Here is a 22,011-nt window from a genome sequence, read left to right as displayed (position 1 = left end):
CGTGTTACTCACCCGTCCGCCGCTAACATCAGGGAGCAAGCTCCCATCTGTCCGCTCGACTTGCATGTATTAGGCACGCCGCCAGCGTTCGTCCTGAGCCAGGATCAAACTCTCCGATAAAGTAGTTTGACTGACTACGCACATCGCTGYGCGATTTATTTAAAACTTTGAATTAACAGGTACGTTTTGTCTTGTTTAGTTTTCAAAGAACTTTTTCGCTTCTCTTGAAGCGACCTCTTAATCATAACATTTTCAGTTTGATAGGTCAATACTTTTTTAAAAAACATTTTCAGCAGACTGTCTTTGTTTTGAAAAGACAACATAAAGAATTATATCAGCATCATCGCTGTGTGTCAAAGCTTTTTTCGTTTCTTTATATAGAAAAAGCGCAGCCTGTTACAGCTGCACTTTTTCATCTATTCTTCTTCCATTTCTTCCGGCTCTTCTTCATTCTTTTCCACTAGTGCCACAGTGGCCACGTGCTCTTCATCGGACATGCGGATCAGACGGACGCCTTGTGTTACACGTCCCGTAGTGGAGATATCGTTAATATCCATTCTGATTAACACGCCGCTTGCCGTAATAATCATTAAGTCTTCTTCGCCTCTTGTGGCTTTTACTGTTACTAGCGGACCGTTGCTGTCAGTGATTTTACATGTTTTAAGGCCTTTTCCGCCCCTGCTTTGGACTCTGTATTCTGAGGCCGGCGTGCGTTTGCCGTAGCCGTTTTCTGTCACTATGAGAACATGGGAGTCTTCTTCAAGAATCTCCATGCCTACCACGACATCATCATCTGTCAGGGTGATGCCTTTGACACCTGCAGCGGTGCGTCCCATTTGTCTTACATCTTCTTCAGGGAAACGGATCAGCAAGCCGTTCTTCGTTCCGATGATGATTTGTTTCTTGCCGTCAGTCAGACGGACGGCCATCAGTTCATCGTCTTCCCGGAGACCTAAAGCGATCAGCCCGTTATTCCGTATATTCGCAAACTGGGACAGTGCCGTACGTTTCGACACTCCTTGTTTGGTCGTGAAGAAGAGGTAAAGCTCCTCATCAAATGTGCTGACCGGAATAATGGCATTAATCCATTCGCCTTTTTCAACCTCCAGGAGGTTAATAATCGGAATGCCTTTTGCGGTACGGCCGTATTCAGGGATTTCATATCCTTTTGAACGATATACCTTCCCTTTATTAGAGAAGAACAGAATCGTATCGTGCGTCGATGTAGAAATTAAGTGTTCCACAAAGTCATCTTCATTCGTTCCCATTCCCTGCACGCCTTTTCCGCCCCGTTTTTGACTGCGGTATGTGGACGCTGGGAGGCGTTTAACATAGCCGTTATGAGTCAGCGTGATGACGATGTTTTCTCTCTCGATGAGATCTTCATCTTCAATTGTTTCAAGACCGGACGTAACGATTTCAGTGCGTCTCTCATCATTGAACCGCTCTTTGATTTCATTGAGTTCTTCACGGATGATCTCGAGCACTCTTTCTTCATTGGCTAAAATATCTTTCAGCTCGGCGATAAGCGCAACAAGTGATTGATATTCCTCTTCGATCTTTTCGCGCTCCAGACCGGTTAATCGCTGAAGACGCATGTCCAGAATGGCTTGCGCCTGTTTTTCAGTCAGTGAAAATTGTTCGATTAAACCCGTTCTCGCAATTTCAGCCGTCTGGGAACTACGGATAAGAGAAATCACCGCGTCTAAATGATCGAGAGCGATTCTTAACCCTTCCAGAATGTGAGCTCTCGCCTCCGCTTTGCGAAGTTCGTAAGCCGTTCTGCGGCGGATCACGACCTTTTGGTGATCAAGATAATGCTCCAGACATTCTTTCAGGTTTAATACCTTCGGCTGTCCGTCAACGAGCGCCAGCAGGTTGATTCCAAAAGACGTCTGCAGGGCCGTTTGTTTGTACAGGTTATTCAGAATGACGTGAGCATTGGCGTCACGGCGGATCTCGATGACGACTCTCATTCCGTTACGGTCGGATTCGTCACGCAGATCGGTGATTCCTTCGATTTTTTTGTCCCGGACGAGATCTGCGATTTTTTCAATTAATCTCGCTTTGTTGACCTGATAAGGAAGTTCCGTGACAATAATTCTTTCTTTTCCCGAGGATGTCTCTTCGATTTCAGCCTTAGCCCGGATCGTGATTGATCCCCGTCCGGATTCATATGCCTTGCGGATGCCGCTCCGGCCTAAAATCTGACCGGCCGTCGGAAAATCCGGGCCCGGAATATATTCCATCAGCTCTTGGATTGTGATCTCAGGATTCTCACTTACGGCAAGCACGCCTTCAATGACTTCTCCAAGCTGATGCGGGGGAATGTTTGTCGCCATTCCGACCGCAATACCGGCAGCTCCGTTTACGAGCAGATTCGGAAATCTTGAAGGCATGACGGCAGGTTCTCTTTCTGAACCGTCATAGTTGTCTTGATAGTCAATCGTGTCTTTCGTAATGTCACGCAGAATTTCCATTGCGATTTTTGACATTCTCGCTTCTGTGTAACGCATCGCAGCCGCAGAGTCGCCGTCTACCGAACCGAAGTTGCCGTGTCCGTCAACAAGCATGTAGCGGTAGTTAAAATCCTGCGCCATTCTGACCATTGATTCGTAAACCGCTGAATCACCGTGCGGGTGGTACTTACCGATAACTTCGCCGACGATACGGGCAGATTTTTTATATGGTTTGTCACTGGTCATGCCTAAATCATTCATTGCGTACAAAATCCGTCTGTGAACCGGCTTCAGACCGTCACGCACATCCGGAAGCGCCCGGGATACGATAACGCTCATTGCATAGTCCAGGAAGGATGTCCGCATTTCCTGGCTGATATTGACTTCACGTACTTGTGGTGTGTTTTGTTCACTCATTAAAAAAACCTCCCTGAAGTATCACATGAAATAATGTGGGAGTAGATTGTCCATTATGATCTTCAATACGATTTCACTATTCTCCATTATATCAATAAACTTGTGTTTATACACATTAATTTAGCAGAATATACGGGTTTTGCGGGTTTGCAGAGGCTGCTTGAAGCCGCTTTGAGAAAAAAGCCTTATTTCTTAACGAAAATAAGGCTTTCATGGTTAAATATCAAGGTTTTTCACATATCTGGCGTTTGCTTCTATGAAGTTTCTGCGCGGTTCTACTTTGTCGCCCATCAGCATTTCGAACGTCTCATCAGCATCCATCGCATCTTCAAGATTGACTTGCAGAAGCGTTCTGGTCGCCGGATCCATTGTCGTTTCCCAAAGCTGAGTCGCGTTCATTTCTCCGAGACCTTTATAACGCTGGAGGCCGGGCTTAGGCGATTGCGGAAGCTCTTTTAAAAGCTCATCAAGCTGCTTATCGTTATAAGCGTATTCCACCCGTTTTCCCTGCTGCACTTTATAAAGCGGCGGCTGGGCAATGTAGACATAGCCGTTTTCGATGATTTCCCGCATGTATCTGTAGAAGAACGTTAATAAAAGCGTTCTGATGTGGGCGCCGTCGACATCGGCATCCGTCATGATGACTACTTTATGATAACGCGCTTTTTCAAGATTAAAATCTTCTCCGATACCCGTGCCGAGAGCCGTAATCATTGATCTGACCTCGTTATTTGAGAGAATCTTATCAAGTCTGGCTTTCTCAACGTTCAGAATCTTACCGCGCAGCGGCAGAATGGCTTGGAAATGGCGGTCCCGTCCCTGTTTCGCTGATCCGCCCGCAGAGTCACCCTCTACGATATAGAGCTCGGAAATGCTCGGATCTTTAGAAGAACAGTCCGCCAGTTTGCCCGGCAGATTGGAAATCTCAAGCGCGCTTTTGCGGCGGGTCAATTCCCGCGCTTTTTTCGCCGCCATCCGCGCTCTTGCGGCCATTAAGCCTTTTTCAACGATTTTGCGGGCTGAATCCGGATTTTCAAGAAGGAATGTTTCCAGCGCAGCAGAAAACAGCGTATCAGTGATCGTTCTTGCTTCAGAGTTGCCGAGCTTCGTTTTCGTCTGCCCTTCAAATTGCGGATCAGGGTGCTTAATTGAAATAATGGCAGTCAGCCCTTCTCTCACATCATCCCCGCTTAAATTCGGATCATTTTCTTTGAAAATCCCTTTTCTTCTTGCATAGTCGTTTATGACACGGGTCAGACCGGTTTTAAATCCGGCCTCGTGCGTGCCGCCTTCGTATGTGTTGATATTATTCGCGAAAGAATAAATATTGCTTGTATAGCTGTCGTTGTATTGCAATGCAACTTCAACCGTGATGCCGTCTTTCTCGCCTTCGATATAAATCGGCTCTTCGTGCACGACTTCTTTGGAACGGTTTAAGTACTCAACGTAGCTCTTGATTCCGCCTTCGTAGTGGTACTCGTTTTTCCGTTCTTGTCCTTCACGTTTGTCTTCAATCGTGATGTTTACGCCTTTTGTCAGGAAGGCCAATTCGCGGACACGGTTTGAAAGCAGATCATAGTCATATACAGTTGTTTCTTTGAAAATTTCCGGATCGGGAACGAAGTGCGTAATCGTCCCGGTCTTGTCAGTGTCACCGATCACTTCAAGATCAGCCGCCGGAACACCGCGTTCATACGCCTGATAATGGATTTTCCCGTCACGATGAACCGTAACATCAAGAGTGGTCGACAAGGCGTTTACGACAGACGCCCCTACACCGTGAAGACCGCCGGATACTTTATATCCGCTTCCGTCAAATTTACCGCCGGCGTGAAGAACGGTCATGATGACTTCAACCGCAGGGCGGCCCATCTTCTCTTGGATACCGACCGGAATTCCGCGCCCGTTGTCTGTAACAGTAATGCTGTTATCTTTCTCAATCACAATGTTAATATCTGTACAATAACCGGCCAGGGCTTCGTCAATACTGTTGTCGACGATTTCCCATACCAAATGGTGAAGGCCTTTGCTGTTAGTTGATCCGATGTACATCCCCGGTCTCTTTCGAACAGCTTCCAAACCTTCTAATACCTGTATCTGATTCTCATCATAACTATTTTGCTGCTGTTCCATAGCCATGCACATTCACCTACACTTTTCTTAAACGATATATTCATTGTAAAGATCCGCTAAGAATCTATTTCTAACATAAATTGCGCACGTTTCTTCAGTGTGCCGGAAGATAAGGGAGAGTAATATATATTCTCAGTCGTGACTACGATAGACTTTGGCGTGCCGTTTACGGACGGCACTACTTTTTCTTTCTGTCTGTCCAGAAATTCTTCAACAATCGGCGATACATTGACCTTGCAGTCAAAAATGCCGACGATATCGCGTGTTGAAACGACAAAGTCGTCACCTAAATGAATATACAATCGCTCACCTCATTTCTTCACTTCACTAACGTACCGTTTTCCACACGGAACATTCCTGCTTGATGTAAGGTATCGTGGTCAATGCCATCCACGCTCGTCGTGGTGACAAATGTCTGCACACGGCCTTGGATTGTATGAAGCAAATGGGACTGGCGGTAATCATCCAGCTCGCTTAGTACATCATCCAAAAGTAAAATGGGATATTCTCCGATTTCTTCATGAATCAAATCTATTTCGGCCAGTTTCAAAGACAAAGCCGTCGTACGCTGCTGTCCCTGCGAACCGTAAGTCTGCACATCGCGTCCGTTCACATAAAAAAGGACATCATCCCGATGCGGTCCGAATAAGGTGACGCCCCGTTCTATTTCTTTTTCTTTTAATTTCGAAAAAGACTCCTGGTAGCTGTTACCTATTTTCGACAAATCTTTAGGATCTGATACATCAAGCGCCGTGTGATACTTAAGCGTCAGTTCCTCAAGCCCCCGGGAAATGCCCGAATGGATCGGCTGCGCCCATTTTTCAAGCTGCGCCGTAAACTGCAGACGTTTGGCGACAACTTTTGCGGCTGCCTCAATCAGCTGATCAGTGAGAACGTCAAGCATAGTCCGGTCAGTCTGTTTCCGGCTTTGCAGCTGTTTCAGAAAATGATTCCGCTGGGAAAGGATTTTTTGATAAAGAGATAAATCATACAGATAAACAGCAGAAACCTGCCCGATCTCCATATCAAGAAATCTCCTCCTGACCTGCGGGCTGCCTTTGACGAGATTTAAGTCCTCCGGGGCAAACATAATGGTGTTCAGCGCTCCGACATACTGACTGAGTTTTTGCTGTTCTATGTGATTGACCTTGCCCTTTTTACCTTTTTTGGAGATGACTAACTGCATCGGGATGTCCCCGTTGCGCTTCATCACTCTTCCTTCTATTTTAGCATAGTCTTCGTCCCACCGTATAAGTTCTTTATCATTTGAGGTGCGGTGTGATTTTGCCATCGAAAGGACATAGATGGCTTCCATCAGATTGGTTTTGCCTTGGGCGTTCTCTCCGATGATCACATTCACCTTGTTTTCGAATTGAAGCTCAGCGCGCTCATAATTACGGTAGGATGTTAATTCTAAATTTTGGATATACAACCGCTGTCACCCGCTTTAATTGACGACTTGAAATGAACCAAATCCTTCAATCGCGACCACGTCTCCAACATAAAGCTTTCTGCCGCGGCGATTGTCAGGTTCATTGTTGACTGTCACCTCATGCTCGCTCAGAAACCATTTCGCCATACCGCCGGACTGAATCACATCGGCTAATTTTAAAAACTGGCCAAGCGTAATCATTTCTGTGTCAATCGAAATCGGATTTGCCATAATATCGACCTCTTTCAAATATCACTAATATCTAATTGTACTAAAAAATCCTGAAATAAGGAAAGGGAAAACTTGAGGGAGCAGGCTGATGAACAGAAAAGCTGCCGAACTAAGCCGGCAGCACATTCTGTTTGATTAATACGTTCGGACCGGAAGGATGAGCTGAACGATGGTTTCATCATTCGGCGTACGGATAAGAAACGGTCTCATCGCTCCCGTAAAGCTGATACGGATGTCCGCTCCTTCAAGTACTTTCAGTGCGTCCATCATATATTTTGGACTGAATGAAATATTTAATTCCTCACCGTCAATCCGGTCAGCGAGCACAGCTTCGACCACTTTCCCGATTTCAGGAGAATTTGATGAAATTTCAAGCGAGTCCGCCGGTTTGGCAGAAAGCTTTACCACGTTGTTGCGGCCTTCTCTCGCCAATAAGGAAGCACGGTCTATCGCCTGTAAAAATTCCTTTGTGTTCACGACGATTTCTGTTTTGCTTTCCTGCGGAATTAGGCTTGTCGTATCCGGATAGTTTCCGTCAAGCAGCCTCGAGAAGAACAAGACGTTTTTCGCTTTAAACAGAACTTGGGTTTCTGTAATGACGATATCCACCAGCTCTTGATTGTCATCAAGAATTTTGCTCAGCTCGGTTAAGCTTTTTCCGGGGATGACGACGTTGTAAGAGCTGTCTTCCGGAATATCAAGCTTTGCCTTTCTTAAAGCGAGCCGGTGGCTATCCGTGGCAGTGCATAATAATTCACCGTTTTCCACTTTCCAGTTTACACCTGTCAAGATAGGGCGTGTTTCTGAGGCGGACACAGCAAACACGGTTTGACGGATTAAGTTTTTCAAAAGATCCGTCGGAATCTGAATGGCATGGTGCTCTTCGATTTGCGGAAGATGCGGATATTCATCTGCATCAAGACCGTTCAAATTAAATTCCGCTTTTCCGGAACGGATAATTGTTAAATATTGATTTTGAACTTCGATTTCAACCGTCGCCATCGGCAGTTTTTTAACGATTTCGCTGAAGAAACGCGCTTGCAGCACGATACTTCCCGGCTGATCAATCGTCACGATTTCTTTGTCATCTTCTTCTTTCGGAATGAATGACTCGATTGAAATATCAGAATCGCTTCCCGTAAAAGATACTCCTTCATCTGAGGCTACGATCTTAATACCGGTGAGAATAGGAATTGTGGTTCTGGATGAAACGGCTTTTAGAACGTCTTGTACACTTTCAACTAAACGATCTTTTTGAATCGTAAATTTCATGTTTATCCTCCTAACGGATAATATAATTAATATATTTTAAAAATAGCAGTAGTAATAGTAGGGCCTGTGGATTTGTGGATAAGTTGTGAAAAAGACAGGAAACACAGCCTATCCACATGTGGACAGACTGTGCATGGCTAGCGAAAAGTTATTCACACTTTCCCCGATTCATCCGAGGGCTCTTTTATTTAAGCTGTTCTTTTATTTCTTTTACCTGCTGCTGAAGCTGCTCGTCATCAATCAGCAGTTTTGAAATCTTTTCATGAGCATGAATGACGGTTGTATGGTCTCTCCCGCCAAATTCTTCCCCGATTTTAGGCAACGAAGAGTCCGTCATTTCTCTGGAAAGATACATGGCAATCTGCCTTGGGAACGCAACCGATTTCGTACGCTTTTTCGCTTTGAAATCTTCAAGCTTAATGTTGAACTGCTGTCCGACAATCCGCTGAATCTCTTTTATCGTGATGACCTTAGGCTTTGCGGAAGGAATAATATCTTTCAATGCCTCTGCAGCCAGGTCCGCATTAATGTCTTTATTGATTAAAGATGAATAGGCAACAACCCGGATTAATGCCCCTTCCAGTTCACGGATGTTGCTGTCAATCTGATTCGCGATGTAAAGCATGACCTCGTTCGGAATATCAAGGCCTTCCGCCTTCGCTTTCTTTCTCAGGATGGCAATCCGCGTTTCCAGATCAGGCGGCGTGATATCCGTAATCAATCCCCATTCGAATCGCGAACGCAGACGGTCTTCCAGGGTCGGAATCTCTTTCGGCGGTCTGTCGCTGGAAATCACGATTTGTTTGCTTTCTTCATGAAGCGTATTGAATGTATGGAAAAACTCTTCCTGTGTTTGTTCTTTTCCGGCTAAAAATTGAATATCATCTATCAAAAGTACATCAACATTCCGGTAGCGGTTGCGAAAATCAACGGCTTTATTGTCGCGGATTGAGTTGATGAATTCATTTGTGAATTTTTCAGAAGACAGGTACACCACTTTGGCTGAAGGATTATGATCAATGACATAATGGCCGATTGCGTGCATTAAGTGGGTTTTTCCTAAACCGACTCCCCCGTAAATAAATAAAGGGTTGTACGCTTTAGCGGGTGCTTCAGCTACAGCCAGTGATGCTGCATGGGCGAATCGGTTTCCCGATCCGATGACAAATGTGTCGAATGTATATTTCGGGTTGAGCATGCTTTGGGGAAAATCAGACGGTTCCTCTTTTGCCGCTTTTTTCACTTGCGGTTTCGGCAAAAAGTCTTCTGCATCCTGATTTTGAGGAATGACAAATTTGACGCTCAATTCTTCCCCGGTCAATTCATATATGGTATCTGCAATGAGATGTAAGTACCTGGACTCCAGCCAGTCTCTGGCAAATTCATTGGGAGCGGTGATGGTTAAGGTATCTCCTTGCAGCGAATGTGCTTTCGTCGACTTCATCCAAGTTTCGAAGCTCGGTTTGCTTAACTTTTTCTCTATCTGAGCTAAAGCTTGATTCCAAAGATCTAATATATTCTCCATTATCCGGCACAGCCCTCCTTTTCTTTAAAATCAGCGCTCTTTCCCTGTTATAGAACACAAAAAAAGAGCATATGGCTCTGACCATTCGTACACACGAAATGTTGAAAACATATAGTATAGTAGAAAAATAGCTTTTCGACAAATTCCACAAGTTGTGGACAACAATCTACACAAGCTGTGTGAAAACAATCCACAACTTATCCACACTTTGTGGATAAAGAGAACGGAGTGAATAAATAATTAAGAGTTAAAACACAAATATAATATCAAATTAAGCGAGGACTTGCAATGGTTCTCGTAATCTTATCCACAAACCTGACAACTTGTTGAAAAATCTTTGTCCACAGGGGTTAGCAATGTGAAAATGTTGTCGATAACGGTTGTGGATATTAAAAAAAAGCCAAAAAATTATCCACATACCATTTTTTCCGGAGGGCGCGCGGCGTTTTTGCGTTAAAAAAAGGAATATGAAAATTAAGGTTTCTAATCTGGTTAAGGTATGTTATCCTATTATGGTTGTAAGAAATAAAAGCACTGCTGAAGTTGACAATGAATAGGCAGCACAAATATAATAAGTAAGACTGTCTTTAACAGCTATTCCTCGAGGGAGGTGTCATAAATGAAAAGAACATTCCAACCGAATAACCGTAAACGCAGTAAAGTTCATGGCTTCAGAAGCCGTATGAGTTCAAAAAACGGTCGTCTAGTATTAGCACGCCGTCGCCGCAAAGGCAGAAAAGTATTATCAGCTTAGGCCACTGAATAATGTCAGTGGTCTTTTTTCACATTAAGAGAAAAGAGATCATGCGTCGCCCGGTACTGGAGAAATTTCTTCAGTATTCCGGCGGCCCGTTTTTTTTAGATAGTAATAAAAGTTTCTGCGAGTGAATATCGGAGTGAATCAAAGTGAAGAAGCGAAATCGGTTAAAGAAAAATGAAGATTTTCAAAAAGTGTTTAAACGCGGAACGTCTATGGCAAACCGCCAGTTCGTGCTGTATACGCTTGATCAGCCGCAGCAGGAAGAGCTCCGGGTAGGGCTTTCTGTCAGCAAAAAAATCGGCAACGCCGTCGTGCGCAACCGGGTGAAGCGGTTAATCAGACAGGCGGTCCAGGAGGAAAAAGAGCTTCTCAAGCCGAAAGATTTTATTATTATCGCCAGAAAACCCGCCGCCGACCTCAGTTTTGAAGAAACAAAAAAAAGTCTGCAGCACTTATTCAGAAAAACCTCTTTATATAAGAAATCTTCGTCAAAATAGCTCATATTTTGTTTTCTTCACGTTTTTAAAAGCGCTTCCTTTTGTTTGGCGAAAAATGACCGCCATTTAAAACTGAAAGATGCTAAAATACATACAAGGTTTATAAAGAATGGTATAGGAGGAAACGTTCTTGAAAAGGAGAATATGGTTACTACTGAGTATGGTCGGTATGCTCGTCCTGCTGGCCGGATGCTCGAGTGTAAAAGAGCCGATTACGGCGAATAGTCCGCATTTCTGGGACAAATATGTTGTGTACCCATTGTCAGAAGTCATTACGTACGTAGCGAAACTGACGGGCGATAACTATGGTTTATCGATCATCATCGTTACGATTTTAATCCGTCTGCTGATTCTGCCGCTGATGATCAAGCAGCTTCGAAGCTCAAAAGCGATGCAGGCGCTTCAGCCGGAAATGCAGAAGCTTAGAGAAAAATACAGCTCAAAAGATCAAAAAACGCAGCAGAAGCTTCAGCAGGAAACAATGGCCCTGTTTTCAAAGCATGGGGTAAACCCATTGGCGGGATGTTTTCCGATCCTGATTCAAATGCCGATTTTGATCGGATTCTACCACGCGATTATGCGTACGCAAGCCATTTCACAGCACAGCTTTTTATGGTTTGATTTAGGAGAGAAAGATCCTTACTATATTCTTCCTATCGTTGCCGGTGTGGCCACTTTTGTCCAACAGAAGCTGATGATGGCCGGAAATCCATCTCAGAATCCTCAAATGGCAATGATGGTATGGATTATGCCGATCATGATCATCGTATTTGCGATCAACTTCCCGAGTGCGCTTTCTCTTTATTGGGTAGTCGGAAACCTGTTTATGATTGCTCAGACATTCCTTATTAAAGGGCCTGACATTAAACACGATCCGGAAACGCAGAAAGCGGGAGGAAAGAAAAAGTGAAGAAGGTGACTGCTGCGGGACGGAATGTCAAAGAAGCAGTTCAATCAGGCCTTCAGGAACTTCAACTGACGGAAGATCAAGTAGAAATAACGGTGGTGCAGGAAGAATCTAAAGGATTTTTGGGTATTTTCGGAAAAAAGAATGCGATCGTAGAACTGGAAGAGAAAAAAAATCCTGTTCAGGAAGCGAAAGCGTATCTGGAAGAAATCATCAATTCCATTGCGGGGCCTTCTGAGATTGTCACGGAAGAAAACAAAAAAACAGTTTGTTTTCATATTAAAGGTGAAAAAGCAGCGTTGCTTATTGGCAAAAGAGGACAAACACTCAATGCTCTGGAAACATTGACGCAGCTTGTTTTGAACCGCGGCTCCGGCCAGTATCGCCACGCCGTTGTCGACGCTGAAAATTATCGTCTGAAAAGAAGAGAAATTCTGGACCAGCTGGCAAACAGGCTGGCCAAGCAGGTGTCGAAAACAAAAAAAGATGTGCATTTGGAACCGATGCCGTCAGGCGAAAGAAAAATCATCCATGACGCTCTGTCGAGACACCCAAATATCAAAACTTTTTCTACCGGTGAAGGCCGGTACCGCCATCTCGTTATTTCCCATAAAGATAGCAGAAAACCGAAGTCCGGGTAAAATCGGAACTTCGGTTTTTTTATTGGCGAAAATGGCTCTATTCCTAAGCAGAATCGCATTTTTTGCGTTTAAGTTTTTTCTTTTTCGGTGTATGCTGTTGATAAAAAAGGTTTTAGGAAATAAAATTAATTGTTATTCACATGTGGATAAGTTAAAGTAATAAGGGATGAATTTCTGTCTTTGTGGATAACGTATCTTCCACTTCAAACCAAACTATGTTATCTTTTAATTTTGGCGTAAATCAATTTTTTATATAGATGGAAACAGAGATAAAGAGAGGTGAACAGCATGGATACAATTGCAGCGATTTCAACTCCGATGGGTGAAGGCGCCATCGCGATCGTTCGGCTGAGCGGGCCGGAAGCCGTGAAAATTGCCGACAAAATGTACAAGGGTCCGAAAGGCAAAACGCTCAGTTCGGCAGAATCGCATACCATTCATTACGGGCATATCGCAGACAGCACGACGGGACGGATTATTGAGGAAGTGATGGTGTCTGTTTTAAGAGCGCCCAGAACATTCACAAGGGAAGATGTCATTGAAATCAACTGTCACGGAGGAATTGTGACGGTTAATCAGGTGCTCCAGCTTGCTTTAAAAGAAGGTGCGAGACTGGCGGAACCCGGTGAGTTTACGAAGCGCGCATTTTTAAACGGACGGATTGACCTTTCACAGGCGGAAGCGGTGATGGATCTGATCAGGGCCAAAACGGACCGTGCCATGAATGTCGCCATGAACCAGATGGAAGGACGGCTTTCCGCACTAGTCCGCCGTCTTCGGGATGAATTGTTAGAAACACTTGCCCATGTTGAGGTTAATATAGATTATCCGGAATATGATGACGTCGAAGAAATGACACATCAGCTTCTAGTGGAGAAAGCGGGCGGCGTGAAGAAAGAAATTGAAGCGCTGCTTCGTACGTCTGAGCAGGGGAAAATTTTACGCGAGGGATTGTCTACCGTGATCATCGGCCGTCCGAACGTCGGGAAATCTTCTTTGCTTAACAGTCTTGTCCATGAAACGAAGGCGATCGTAACGGATATTCCGGGAACGACGCGTGATGTGATTGAGGAATATGTCAATGTCCGAGGCGTGCCGCTCCGGCTTGTCGATACCGCCGGAATCCGTGAGACCGAAGACATCGTCGAAAGAATCGGCGTAGAACGCTCACGCCAGGTTCTGAAGGAAGCGGATCTCATTTTGCTTGTGCTTAACCACAGCGAAGAGCTTTCTGAGGAAGATGTGAAATTATTTGAAGCGGTTGAGGGAATGGACGTCATAGTCATTATGAATAAGACGGATCTTGAGGCTAAGATTGACGCTGAGCGCGTCAAGGAGCTTGCGAAAGGCCGGCCTGTCGTCACGACCTCATTGCTGAAAGAAGAAGGCATACAAGATTTAGAGGAAGCGATTCAATCGCTATTTTATACAGGAGCGATCGAAAGCGGAGATCTCACATATGTCAGCAATACCCGTCATATCTCGATTCTGCATCAGGCAAAGCAAGCGATTGATGATGCGCTGAACGGAATTGAACAGGATGTTCCGATTGATATGGTGCAAATTGATCTGACAAGGTGCTGGGAGCTGCTGGGCGAAATCATCGGTGATGCCGTCCACGAAAGTTTAATTGATCAGCTCTTTTCACAATTTTGTTTAGGTAAATAAAAGGGAGGAAAAAACCATGGGGTATGAAGCAGGCCAATACGACGTGATCGTCATCGGCGCCGGGCATGCCGGTGTTGAGGCTGCCCTCGCATCCGCGCGTCAGGGAGCTAAAACGCTTGTTTTGACGATTAATCTTGATATGGTTGCGTTTATGCCATGTAATCCGTCTGTCGGCGGCCCCGCAAAAGGGATTGTCGTCCGCGAAATTGACGCGCTCGGCGGAGAAATGGCTAGAAATATAGATAAAACTCATATTCAAATGAGAATGCTGAATACAGGGAAAGGTCCGGCCGTACGGGCGCTGCGTGCGCAGGCGGATAAATTCCAATATCAGCATGAAATGAAGCATACACTGGAAAAAACACCGAATCTGACACTTCTTCAAGGGATTGCCGAGCGTTTAATCATTGAAGACGGTGAGTGCTGCGGTGTCATTACGCAAACCGGTGCTGAATATAAGGCAAAATCGGTCGTGCTGACAACCGGAACGTATTTAAGAGGGCGGATCATTCTCGGAGATCTGTCTTACTCAAGCGGCCCGAATAACCAGCAGCCGTCTATTAAACTTTCTGAGCACTTAGAGGAGCTTGGTTTTGATCTCGTCCGTTTTAAAACGGGAACGCCTCCTCGCGTCTCAAGCGATTCCATTGATTACAGCAAAACAGAAATCCAGCCGGGAGATCCGGTTCCGCGCGCTTTCTCATATGAAACGGTTGAATACATTACCGATCAGCTGCCTTGCTGGCTGACTTACACGAGTCCTGAGACTCATGAGATCATTGACAGCAACCTGCATCGTTCACCAATGTATTCCGGTATGATTAAGGGAACAGGACCGAGATATTGCCCTTCCATTGAAGATAAAGTCGTTCGCTTTAATGATAAACCGCGTCACCAGATTTTCCTTGAGCCGGAAGGCAGAAATACGCAGGAAGTATACGTTCAAGGTTTATCCACGAGCCTTCCTGAGGACGTTCAGCAGCGGATGCTGGCGACCATTCCGGGACTGGAAAAGGTGCAGATGATGAGAGCCGGATACGCGATTGAGTATGACGCGATCGTACCGACGCAGCTTTGGCCTACACTGGAGACGAAAAAAATCCCTAACCTGTACACGGCCGGTCAAATTAACGGTACATCAGGCTATGAGGAAGCAGCCGGGCAAGGAATTATGGCAGGAATTAACGCAGGCCGCAAAGCGCTTGGAAAAGAAGAGGTTATCCTCAGCCGTTCCGATGCGTACATCGGCGTATTGATTGATGATTTGGTAACGAAAGGAACCAATGAACCGTATCGTCTGCTGACTTCACGGGCGGAATACAGACTGCTGCTCCGCCATGACAACGCGGATCTTCGTCTGACGGAAATCGGCCATGAGATCGGCTTAATTTCGGATGAGCGCTATGAAGCGTTTGAAAAGAAAAAAGCGGCGATCGAGGCTGAGAAAAAACGTCTCTGGTCTGTTATTATCAAGCCGTCTCCTGAGAATCAGGAATATATCCGTTCACTCGGCGGAAGCGAGCTGAAAGACGGAGTGCGCGGCACAGATTTAATGAAACGTCCGGAAATGAACTATGAAACAGTGACAAAACTTGCGCCTGCTGATTCTCCGGTTCCGCAAGATGTGGCGGAACAAGTGGAAATCCAAGTGAAATATGAAGGATATATCGAAAAATCCTTGCAGCAAGTGGAGAAGCTGAAGAAAATGGAAAATAAAAAAATCCCTGATCGGATTGATTATGACGCCATTAAAGGAATTGCTACTGAAGCCCGTCAAAAGCTGAAAGAAGTACGTCCTTTATCAGTTGCTCAAGCCTCCCGCATTTCCGGGGTCAATCCGGCAGACATTTCAATCCTGCTGGTTTACCTGGAGCAGGGCCGTATTGCCAAGGTAGCTGAATAGAAAGGATGACGGCATGAATATAGAGGAATTTACATCCAGTTTAGCGGAGAAAGGGATTTCCCTTTCTGACCGCCAGCTGGAGCAATTCGAGTTGTATTACCAGATGCTCGTGGAATGGAACGAAAAAATGAATCTGACGTCCATCACTGAGAAAAAGGAAGTATATCTAAAGCATTTTTATGATTCGATTACGGCGGCATTTTATATTGATTTTGAAAAGATCACCACCCTTTGTGACGTTGGCGCCGGTGCCGGTTTTCCAAGCCTGCCCGTCAAAATCTGCTTCCCGCATCTGCATGTCACCATCGTCGATTCACTGAATAAGCGGATTACGTTTTTGGAAACTCTCTCTGATGCTTTACAATTAGAGCATACGACATTTGTCCATGACAGGGCAGAGACATTCGGACAGCGGAAGGACGTCCGGGAAAGCTTTGATCTCGTGACCGCTCGTGCGGTGGCGCGTCTGTCAGTCCTGAGTGAGCTTTGTCTGCCGCTTGTCAAGAAAAACGGCGTATTTGCGGCACTAAAAGCAGCAGCCGCTGATGAAGAGCTGAAAGCGGGGCAAAAGGCGATTAAAGTATTGGGAGGAGAGCTTGAACAAGTTCATTCATTTACACTTCCCGTCGAAGAAAGTGAACGGAACATTATGATCATTCGCAAGACGAAAAGCACTCCGAAAAAATATCCGAGAAAACCGGGTACTCCGAATAAATCGCCAATTGAAGGGTAATTTAGACAGCCTGATGTGACAATTCCATCATATTTTCTGCAAAATTGATGAAGATACAGCAGGAAAAACCATGAGAAAATAGAATTATAAAAATGGCAGTTTTTAAAGGTGGTGTAGGTACATGAAGCATTCATTCTCTCGTTTCTTCGGGTTTGGTGAGAAGGAAGAGGAACCGGAGATAGCAGAGCATGATACAAATAAAGAAGAGATACTCGAAATACCGGTACATGCTATCGTTCCCAACCGTTTTCAGCCACGCACCATTTTCTCAGATGAAAAGATCAAAGAGTTAGCAATGACTATCCATACACACGGCATCATTCAGCCGATTGTTGTCAGACATACAGAAGATGAAGGACAATATGAGCTCATTGCGGGTGAAAGGCGCTGGAGAGCGGTACAGACGCTTGAATGGGAAAATATTCCCGCAATTATAAAGAACTTCTCTGATACGGAAACAGCTTCTGTCGCTTTGATTGAAAACCTGCAGAGAGAAGAATTGTCCTCCATTGAGGAAGCTCATGCGTACGCAAGGCTGTTAGAACTTCATGATTTAACACAGGAAGCCTTGGCGCAGCGCTTAGGAAAAGGCCAGTCAACGATTGCGAACAAGCTCCGATTGTTAAAGCTCCCTGAACCCGTCCAGGATGCGATTATGGAGAAAAAAATCACGGAACGCCATGCAAGAGCCCTGATCCCGCTCAAACAGCCGGAGCTTCAGGTCACATTGCTTGCGGAAATCATCGAGAAAAGCTTAAACGTCAAGCAGACGGAAGACCGAGTGGTGAAAATGCTTGAACAGAATAAGCAGAAACCGAAGCCGAGACGCAAAGCGTTCAGCAGGGATACAAGAATTGCGATGAATACGATTCGCCAGTCCCTGTCCATGGTGGAAGACAGCGGCGTCAGACTGAATACTGAGGAAGAAGAATTCGAAGAGTACATTCAGCTTACCATTCGGATACCTAAATAAAACTCTCCTGATCAGCAGGGGAGTTTTTATTTTAGTCAAAAAACTATTTTGAGATAATAATAGATGTATTCTGCACTATGTATTATAAATGTAAAAATTTATCTTTTTGTGTCGCGAATTGTCTTTTTACAGTCAAAAAAGTCACTTTATCGGAGAATTTATAAGAGAAAGTGTCTTTTTTGTTTGCATTTTTTTCACTTGCTGATAAACAAATTATGAAAAAAATAAAACGCTTTACTCTTTTTTTGATAAGATAGAAACAAGACAGTACATGTTCATGTGAAGGTAGGTGACATCGTGGGAAAAATCATAGCAATTACGAACCAAAAAGGCGGAGTCGGGAAAACAACGACTTCTGTTAATCTGGGGGCTTGCTTAGCTTACATAGGTAAAAGGGTTCTTCTTGTTGATATTGATCCGCAGGGCAACGCAACGAGCGGATTAGGGATTGAAAAAGCCGATGTGGATCATTGTGTGTACGACATTTTAGTAGATGACGCAGATGTAACAGATATTATTAAACCGACTTCAGTAGAGAACTTAGATGTCATTCCAGCCACGATCCAGCTTGCGGGAGCGGAAATCGAATTGGTTCCGACGATCTCACGGGAGGTAAGGCTGAAAAGAGCATTAGAATCAGTGAAACAAAATTACGACTACATGATTATTGATTGTCCTCCGTCTCTCGGGTTATTAACGATTAATGCGCTTACCGCATCAGATTCAGTTGTTATCCCGGTTCAGTGCGAATACTACGCTCTTGAAGGATTGAGTCAATTATTAAATACAGTTCGGCTTGTGCAAAAACATTTAAATACAGACTTAATGATAGAAGGAGTGCTTCTGACGATGCTTGATGCCAGAACGAATCTCGGCATTCAAGTGATAGAAGAGGTGAAGAAATACTTTAGAGATAAGGTGTATCAAACCATTATTCCTCGTAATGTCCGTTTAAGTGAGGCGCCGAGTCACGGCAAGCCGATCATATTATACGATCCGCGTTCGAGAGGTGCGGAAGTATATTTAGATTTAGCAAAGGAAGTGGCAGCGAATGGCTAAAGGCGGGCTCGGAAAAGGGATTAATGCGTTGTTTAATCAAGTTGATTTGTCTGAAGAGACAGTGGAAGAGATTAAAATCAGTGATTTGCGCCCCAATCCTTATCAGCCAAGAAAACAATTTGATGATGAGTCATTAGCTGAACTGAAGGAATCCATCATTCAGCATGGCATTCTTCAGCCCATTATTGTGAGAAAATCACTGAAAGGCTACGATATTGTAGCCGGGGAACGCCGTTATCGCGCTGCAAAGCTTGCCGGGAAAGAAACAGTGCCGGCTATCGTGCGGGAGTTATCTGAATCGCTGATGCGGGAAATCGCTCTTTTGGAGAACCTTCAGCGTGAAGATTTATCACCGCTTGAAGAAGCTCTGGCATATGATTCACTGCTGAAACATTTGGATATTACCCAGGAACAGCTCGCTAAACGGCTCGGGAAAAGCAGACCTCATATTGCCAACCATTTGAGACTGCTGACACTGCCTGAAAGCATCCAAAACCTTATTGCAGAAGGTACGTTATCCATGGGGCACGGCAGAACCTTGCTCGGTTTGAAAAATAAAAACAAGCTTGAACCGCTGGTGAAGAAAGTGGTTGAAGAACAGCTGAACGTCCGTCAGCTTGAACAGCTCATTCAGCAGTTAAACAATAATGTTCCACGTGAAACAAAGAAAAAAGAACCTGTACAAGACGTGGTGTTAAAAGAGCGGGAATCATATTTGCAAAATTACTTCGGAACAACAGTCAATATTAAGAGACAAAAGAAAAAAGGGAAAATTGAGATTGAGTTTTTCTCAAATGAAGACCTTGAACGTATCCTCGAACTGTTGTCAGAAAGAGAAGCATAAAAACCATCTTTTTATAAAAGATGGTTTTTTTATATACGTCTTGTCAGCTTATGAAACGGACTGAGCCGTTCCTGCCGTCCTTCTGATTTATCCGTCAGCTGTAATCCCTCTGCCAAAACATTCGCCATGCTCATCACAAGATGAAGCCTCGTATTCTGCAGGACAAAATACTCCATAAACCCGCTGACATTGACGATTCCATTAATATGAACGTCACCGATCTCAGGAAGGTCTTTTTGAACACCGGCTCCGGGCTTCAGCGGTCCATCGCCGATTTGAAATGACCCTACACTTTTAACGCGGCCTAAACAAGCGTCAACCGCTATAATAAACGGATTTTTATGTATATGTTGAATATGTTTCAGTTTGTCTTTCATATTTACGGCGTGAACGGGGTCTGACAGTGTTCCGTAAACGTGTAATCTGTCTAGCTTCATGTTTTCTAACTTTGTTCCCACAAGCGGACCTAATGAATCTCCGGTTGATCGATCTGTACCGATACACACGGTGACTAACGGCCTGCCGCCTGCTTTACGTAAAGATGAAGCAAGGATTGCTTGTATTTGATTCGCGGCAGAGGAATCCGTATGGGACACATATTGTTTTGCCCGTTCCTGAGAAAAAAGCCCGCCTTTTCGATTCATAGGGTTCACTTCCTTGTCATGTCATACGAGTATTACACTGATGTTTGTGGTGATGTATGGTTGTTTACAGTATATCCAGCACTGTCTTTTTTTATGCTTATGTCATAATCAATCTGCCGGGTAAAAAAATGAACCTGAAGCTGTTGTTCTTCAAGTTCATGAAAGGTATAAGACCATATGATCTACATCGACATATTGTTGGTGATCTAATTTCAGCGCTCTTTTTTCTGTAGAGAAGAGGATAAAACCTAACTGAGCGTAGAGTTTTTTTGCAGGTTCATTGGTTGAAGTAACCGAGAGGTGGAGCTGTTCCGTATCTTTCATCTTTTTTGCTTGGCTGATGGCTTCAGTCATTAAGGCTTTTCCTGCGCCTGATCCTCGATGTTTAGGAGAAACATACATAGAACCGATAACCGCAATGTGTCTTAGTTTATAAAGCGGATGATTGGATATTTTAATGATGCCTATAAGACTGCCTTTCTCAATGGCGCCAAGCACTATAGCATTGTCGGCTTCAAGCCTGGCTTTGAATTTTTCGGGCGGCCATTCTTTCTCCTCATCATAGCTGACCGCAAATGCGTCCGGGTGATCTTTTAATGCTTTGAGCCTGATGCTGGAGTAAAGCTGGGTGTCACTTGCGGTTAAACGCCTGATGTACATGATTTGAGCTCCTTACACGAATGAATTTTCTGAGTAGTCAATCATCTTTATCGTACCATATTTGTCCCGTTTGTATGAATGATTGCCGCTGTCGCTCAATATAGTAGCAATATGCGGAGATTATCAGAAATTTTATGAGGTGATAAGGTTGTGGAGAGCCGGAATGAGGTGGATGCTGCTCATATTAAGCAGCCAGATTGGAGCCGGGTATGCAAGCGGGCAGGAAATATGGCAGTTTTTCGGTGTTGAAAGCGGACTGGCCATTGTATTGTTTACAGTCATGTTCACCATTTCGGCTTATATTGTGCTGAAGATCAGCTATCAGGTCCAATCAACGCACTTTTTACCTGTGCTTGAGCATTTGATGGGGCCGGCTCTTGCCAAAATCTATGATATTCTTATCATGTTTTATTTATTTTCAACGACGACGGTCATGATTGCCGGCGGCGGTGTGACGCTGCAAATGTACAAGCTGCCGTTTTGGATCGGTATTTTTCTTCTTTGCATTGTGACCATCTGTTTATTCTTTTGGGATATAAAAGGAATATTATCTCTGAATAGCATTTTGATACCGATTCTTGTAGCGGGGCTGTTATATGCATTGATCTTTTTTCAGACAACCCATCACTATACGTGGACGATAGATTTGACCCGTCAATATAATTGGCCGGCAAGCATTACCTTTACGTCATTAAATATCCTTTCTGTTGTGGCAGTTCTTTCTTCTGTCGGGAAGGATATGAAAGGACTTGGGGAAGCGAAAATCGCCAGTGTTGTCAGCGGGCTGATTTTCGGTGTGATTTCATTTGTCTACAATGAAACGCTTGTACAGCTCTCAGGCAGTCTTACACATTATGAGATTCCTCTCTTTGCTGTACTTGAAGGTGCTCCTTATCCGTTGTTTCTTTGTATGACAGCCGTGCTTTTTTTAGCCATTTATACGACAACCGTGACCGGTCTGTTCGGGCTGTCCAGCCGCATGCTTGTTTTTGTGAAATTGCCGAGATGGACGCTCGTTCTTCTTCTTTTAGCTGTGATGGTGCCTTTTACGACAATCGGCTTTTCAGATTTAATCGCCATTTTGTATCCCATTTACGGGCTCTTAAGTCTTTATTTGCTGGTATGTCTTCTTCTTTACCCTGTATTAGGGAGATGGAAAAAAGTATAATGCTCATTTTGAGTGCGGCCGTTGCTCTTATCCTGACTTTTTTTGTACAATGAATAAAGCAGTCTATGGAGAGAGGTGAAGGGTC

General features: G+C 44.5%; 20 protein-coding genes and 1 rRNA gene. 11 read left to right on the top strand and 10 right to left on the bottom strand.

The annotated features are described in order from the left end of the window. The 8 genes from AC1DN5_RS04125 to dnaA form a co-directional block, all read right to left on the bottom strand. Positions 1 to 120, bottom strand: a 16S ribosomal RNA gene (locus AC1DN5_RS04125); the annotation flags it as partial. A 296-nt stretch (positions 121 to 416) separates the two neighbouring features. Continuing rightward, complete coding sequence (gene gyrA, locus AC1DN5_RS04120) at positions 417 to 2,876, bottom strand: DNA gyrase subunit A (RefSeq protein ID WP_016937309.1); 2,460 nt, start codon at positions 2,874 to 2,876, stop codon at positions 417 to 419. Positions 2,877 to 3,092: 216 nt separating this feature from the next. Continuing rightward, positions 3,093 to 5,009 carry a DNA topoisomerase (ATP-hydrolyzing) subunit B gene (gyrB, locus tag AC1DN5_RS04115; protein ID WP_029575274.1) on the bottom strand — a complete coding sequence of 639 codons (1,917 nt, stop codon included), beginning with the start codon at positions 5,007 to 5,009 and terminating at the stop codon, positions 3,093 to 3,095. A 56-nt stretch (positions 5,010 to 5,065) separates the two neighbouring features. After that, positions 5,066 to 5,311, bottom strand: coding sequence for an extracellular matrix regulator RemB (gene remB / locus AC1DN5_RS04110; protein WP_004392908.1), 246 nt, complete (start codon positions 5,309 to 5,311; stop codon positions 5,066 to 5,068). 17 nt (positions 5,312 to 5,328) lie between these two features. Then, positions 5,329 to 6,441, bottom strand: coding sequence for a DNA replication/repair protein RecF (gene recF / locus AC1DN5_RS04105; protein ID WP_007409910.1), 1,113 nt, complete (start codon positions 6,439 to 6,441; stop codon positions 5,329 to 5,331). A 15-nt stretch (positions 6,442 to 6,456) separates the two neighbouring features. After that, positions 6,457 to 6,672, bottom strand: a complete 216-nt coding sequence (rlbA, locus tag AC1DN5_RS04100; RefSeq protein ID WP_004392910.1) for a ribosome maturation protein RlbA — start codon at positions 6,670 to 6,672, stop codon at positions 6,457 to 6,459. A gap of 135 nt (positions 6,673 to 6,807) precedes the next feature. Further along, the gene (dnaN, locus tag AC1DN5_RS04095) at positions 6,808 to 7,944 is read right to left on the bottom strand and encodes a DNA polymerase III subunit beta (protein ID WP_021494589.1); all 1,137 of its coding nucleotides are present in this window, start codon (positions 7,942 to 7,944) and stop codon (positions 6,808 to 6,810) included. Positions 7,945 to 8,128: 184 nt separating this feature from the next. Next, entirely contained in the window at positions 8,129 to 9,469 is a 1,341-nt protein-coding gene (dnaA, locus tag AC1DN5_RS04090) for a chromosomal replication initiator protein DnaA (protein WP_016937312.1), read from the bottom strand. Between the two features lie 619 nt (positions 9,470 to 10,088). Here dnaA and rpmH point away from each other — a divergent pair. The 10 genes from rpmH (at position 10,089) to AC1DN5_RS04040 (ending at position 19,454) form a co-directional block, all read left to right on the top strand. After that, positions 10,089 to 10,223 carry a 50S ribosomal protein L34 gene (gene rpmH, locus AC1DN5_RS04085; RefSeq protein ID WP_003178075.1) on the top strand — a complete coding sequence of 45 codons (135 nt, stop codon included), beginning with the start codon at positions 10,089 to 10,091 and terminating at the stop codon, positions 10,221 to 10,223. 152 nt (positions 10,224 to 10,375) lie between these two features. Next, positions 10,376 to 10,726 (top strand): ribonuclease P protein component, encoded by a 351-nt coding sequence (gene rnpA / locus AC1DN5_RS04080; protein ID WP_016937314.1) that lies wholly within the window; start codon positions 10,376 to 10,378, stop codon positions 10,724 to 10,726. A gap of 160 nt (positions 10,727 to 10,886) precedes the next feature. Next, positions 10,887 to 11,636 carry a YidC family membrane integrase SpoIIIJ gene (spoIIIJ, locus tag AC1DN5_RS04075; RefSeq protein ID WP_014471334.1) on the top strand — a complete coding sequence of 250 codons (750 nt, stop codon included), beginning with the start codon at positions 10,887 to 10,889 and terminating at the stop codon, positions 11,634 to 11,636. Then, positions 11,633 to 12,274, top strand: a complete 642-nt coding sequence (gene jag, locus AC1DN5_RS04070; protein ID WP_045925729.1) for an RNA-binding cell elongation regulator Jag/EloR — start codon at positions 11,633 to 11,635, stop codon at positions 12,272 to 12,274. The genes spoIIIJ and jag overlap by 4 nt, the downstream gene beginning before the upstream one ends. Positions 12,275 to 12,562: 288 nt before the next feature. Beyond that, positions 12,563 to 13,942 (top strand): tRNA uridine-5-carboxymethylaminomethyl(34) synthesis GTPase MnmE, encoded by a 1,380-nt coding sequence (gene mnmE / locus AC1DN5_RS04065; protein ID WP_366969947.1) that lies wholly within the window; start codon positions 12,563 to 12,565, stop codon positions 13,940 to 13,942. A gap of 16 nt (positions 13,943 to 13,958) precedes the next feature. Then, entirely contained in the window at positions 13,959 to 15,845 is a 1,887-nt protein-coding gene (gene mnmG, locus AC1DN5_RS04060) for a tRNA uridine-5-carboxymethylaminomethyl(34) synthesis enzyme MnmG (RefSeq protein WP_366969946.1), read from the top strand. Between the two features lie 13 nt (positions 15,846 to 15,858). Beyond that, positions 15,859 to 16,578: a 16S rRNA (guanine(527)-N(7))-methyltransferase RsmG gene (rsmG, locus tag AC1DN5_RS04055; RefSeq protein WP_016937317.1), complete on the top strand. Its 720-nt coding sequence runs from the start codon at positions 15,859 to 15,861 to the stop codon at positions 16,576 to 16,578. Positions 16,579 to 16,699: 121 nt separating this feature from the next. Next, complete coding sequence (gene noc / locus AC1DN5_RS04050; protein WP_016937318.1) at positions 16,700 to 17,551, top strand: nucleoid occlusion protein; 852 nt, start codon at positions 16,700 to 16,702, stop codon at positions 17,549 to 17,551. A 297-nt stretch (positions 17,552 to 17,848) separates the two neighbouring features. Continuing rightward, complete coding sequence (soj, locus tag AC1DN5_RS04045; RefSeq protein WP_007409899.1) at positions 17,849 to 18,610, top strand: sporulation initiation inhibitor protein Soj; 762 nt, start codon at positions 17,849 to 17,851, stop codon at positions 18,608 to 18,610. Continuing rightward, positions 18,603 to 19,454: a ParB/RepB/Spo0J family partition protein gene (locus AC1DN5_RS04040; RefSeq protein WP_016937319.1), complete on the top strand. Its 852-nt coding sequence runs from the start codon at positions 18,603 to 18,605 to the stop codon at positions 19,452 to 19,454. The genes soj and AC1DN5_RS04040 overlap by 8 nt, the downstream gene beginning before the upstream one ends. Before the next feature lie 29 nt (positions 19,455 to 19,483). On the opposite strand, the gene yyaC is transcribed toward AC1DN5_RS04040, so the two are convergent. Both yyaC and AC1DN5_RS04030 read right to left on the bottom strand, forming a co-directional pair. Further along, entirely contained in the window at positions 19,484 to 20,098 is a 615-nt protein-coding gene (yyaC, locus tag AC1DN5_RS04035; RefSeq protein ID WP_045925732.1) for a spore protease YyaC, read from the bottom strand. Between the two features lie 156 nt (positions 20,099 to 20,254). Beyond that, positions 20,255 to 20,758 (bottom strand): GNAT family N-acetyltransferase, encoded by a 504-nt coding sequence (locus tag AC1DN5_RS04030; protein ID WP_045925733.1) that lies wholly within the window; start codon positions 20,756 to 20,758, stop codon positions 20,255 to 20,257. Positions 20,759 to 20,921: 163 nt separating this feature from the next. Between AC1DN5_RS04030 and AC1DN5_RS04025 the strand changes: the two genes are divergently transcribed. Beyond that, the gene (locus tag AC1DN5_RS04025; RefSeq protein ID WP_016937322.1) at positions 20,922 to 21,926 is read left to right on the top strand and encodes a YkvI family membrane protein; all 1,005 of its coding nucleotides are present in this window, start codon (positions 20,922 to 20,924) and stop codon (positions 21,924 to 21,926) included. Positions 21,927 to 22,011: the final 85 nt, after the last annotated feature.

It is taken from the genome of Bacillus sp. 01N42_2 (genome assembly GCF_056399565.1).
Note: the sequence above shows the minus strand (reverse complement) of the source record. Positions and strands in the feature narration are given on the sequence as shown.

Excerpts from the sequence above, each read along its gene's own strand:
- gyrA (WP_016937309.1), bottom strand. The coding sequence starts at position 2,876 with ATGAGTGAACAAAACACACCACAAGTACGTGAAGTCAATATCAGCCAG.
- gyrB (WP_029575274.1), bottom strand. The coding sequence starts at position 5,009 with ATGGAACAGCAGCAAAATAGTTATGATGAGAATCAGATACAGGTATTA.
- rlbA (WP_004392910.1), bottom strand. The coding sequence starts at position 6,672 with ATGGCAAATCCGATTTCGATTGACACAGAAATGATTACGCTTGGCCAG.
- dnaN (WP_021494589.1), bottom strand. The coding sequence starts at position 7,944 with ATGAAATTTACGATTCAAAAAGATCGTTTAGTTGAAAGTGTACAAGAC.
- dnaA (WP_016937312.1), bottom strand. The coding sequence starts at position 9,469 with ATGGAGAATATATTAGATCTTTGGAATCAAGCTTTAGCTCAGATAGAG.
- rpmH (WP_003178075.1), top strand. The coding sequence starts at position 10,089 with ATGAAAAGAACATTCCAACCGAATAACCGTAAACGCAGTAAAGTTCAT.
- spoIIIJ (WP_014471334.1), top strand. The coding sequence starts at position 10,887 with ATGGTCGGTATGCTCGTCCTGCTGGCCGGATGCTCGAGTGTAAAAGAG.
- mnmE (WP_366969947.1), top strand. The coding sequence starts at position 12,563 with ATGGATACAATTGCAGCGATTTCAACTCCGATGGGTGAAGGCGCCATC.
- mnmG (WP_366969946.1), top strand. The coding sequence starts at position 13,959 with ATGGGGTATGAAGCAGGCCAATACGACGTGATCGTCATCGGCGCCGGG.
- rsmG (WP_016937317.1), top strand. The coding sequence starts at position 15,859 with ATGAATATAGAGGAATTTACATCCAGTTTAGCGGAGAAAGGGATTTCC.
- noc (WP_016937318.1), top strand. The coding sequence starts at position 16,700 with ATGAAGCATTCATTCTCTCGTTTCTTCGGGTTTGGTGAGAAGGAAGAG.
- AC1DN5_RS04040 (WP_016937319.1), top strand. The coding sequence starts at position 18,603 with ATGGCTAAAGGCGGGCTCGGAAAAGGGATTAATGCGTTGTTTAATCAA.
- yyaC (WP_045925732.1), bottom strand. The coding sequence starts at position 20,098 with ATGAATCGAAAAGGCGGGCTTTTTTCTCAGGAACGGGCAAAACAATAT.
- AC1DN5_RS04030 (WP_045925733.1), bottom strand. The coding sequence starts at position 20,758 with ATGTACATCAGGCGTTTAACCGCAAGTGACACCCAGCTTTACTCCAGC.
- AC1DN5_RS04025 (WP_016937322.1), top strand. The coding sequence starts at position 20,922 with ATGAGGTGGATGCTGCTCATATTAAGCAGCCAGATTGGAGCCGGGTAT.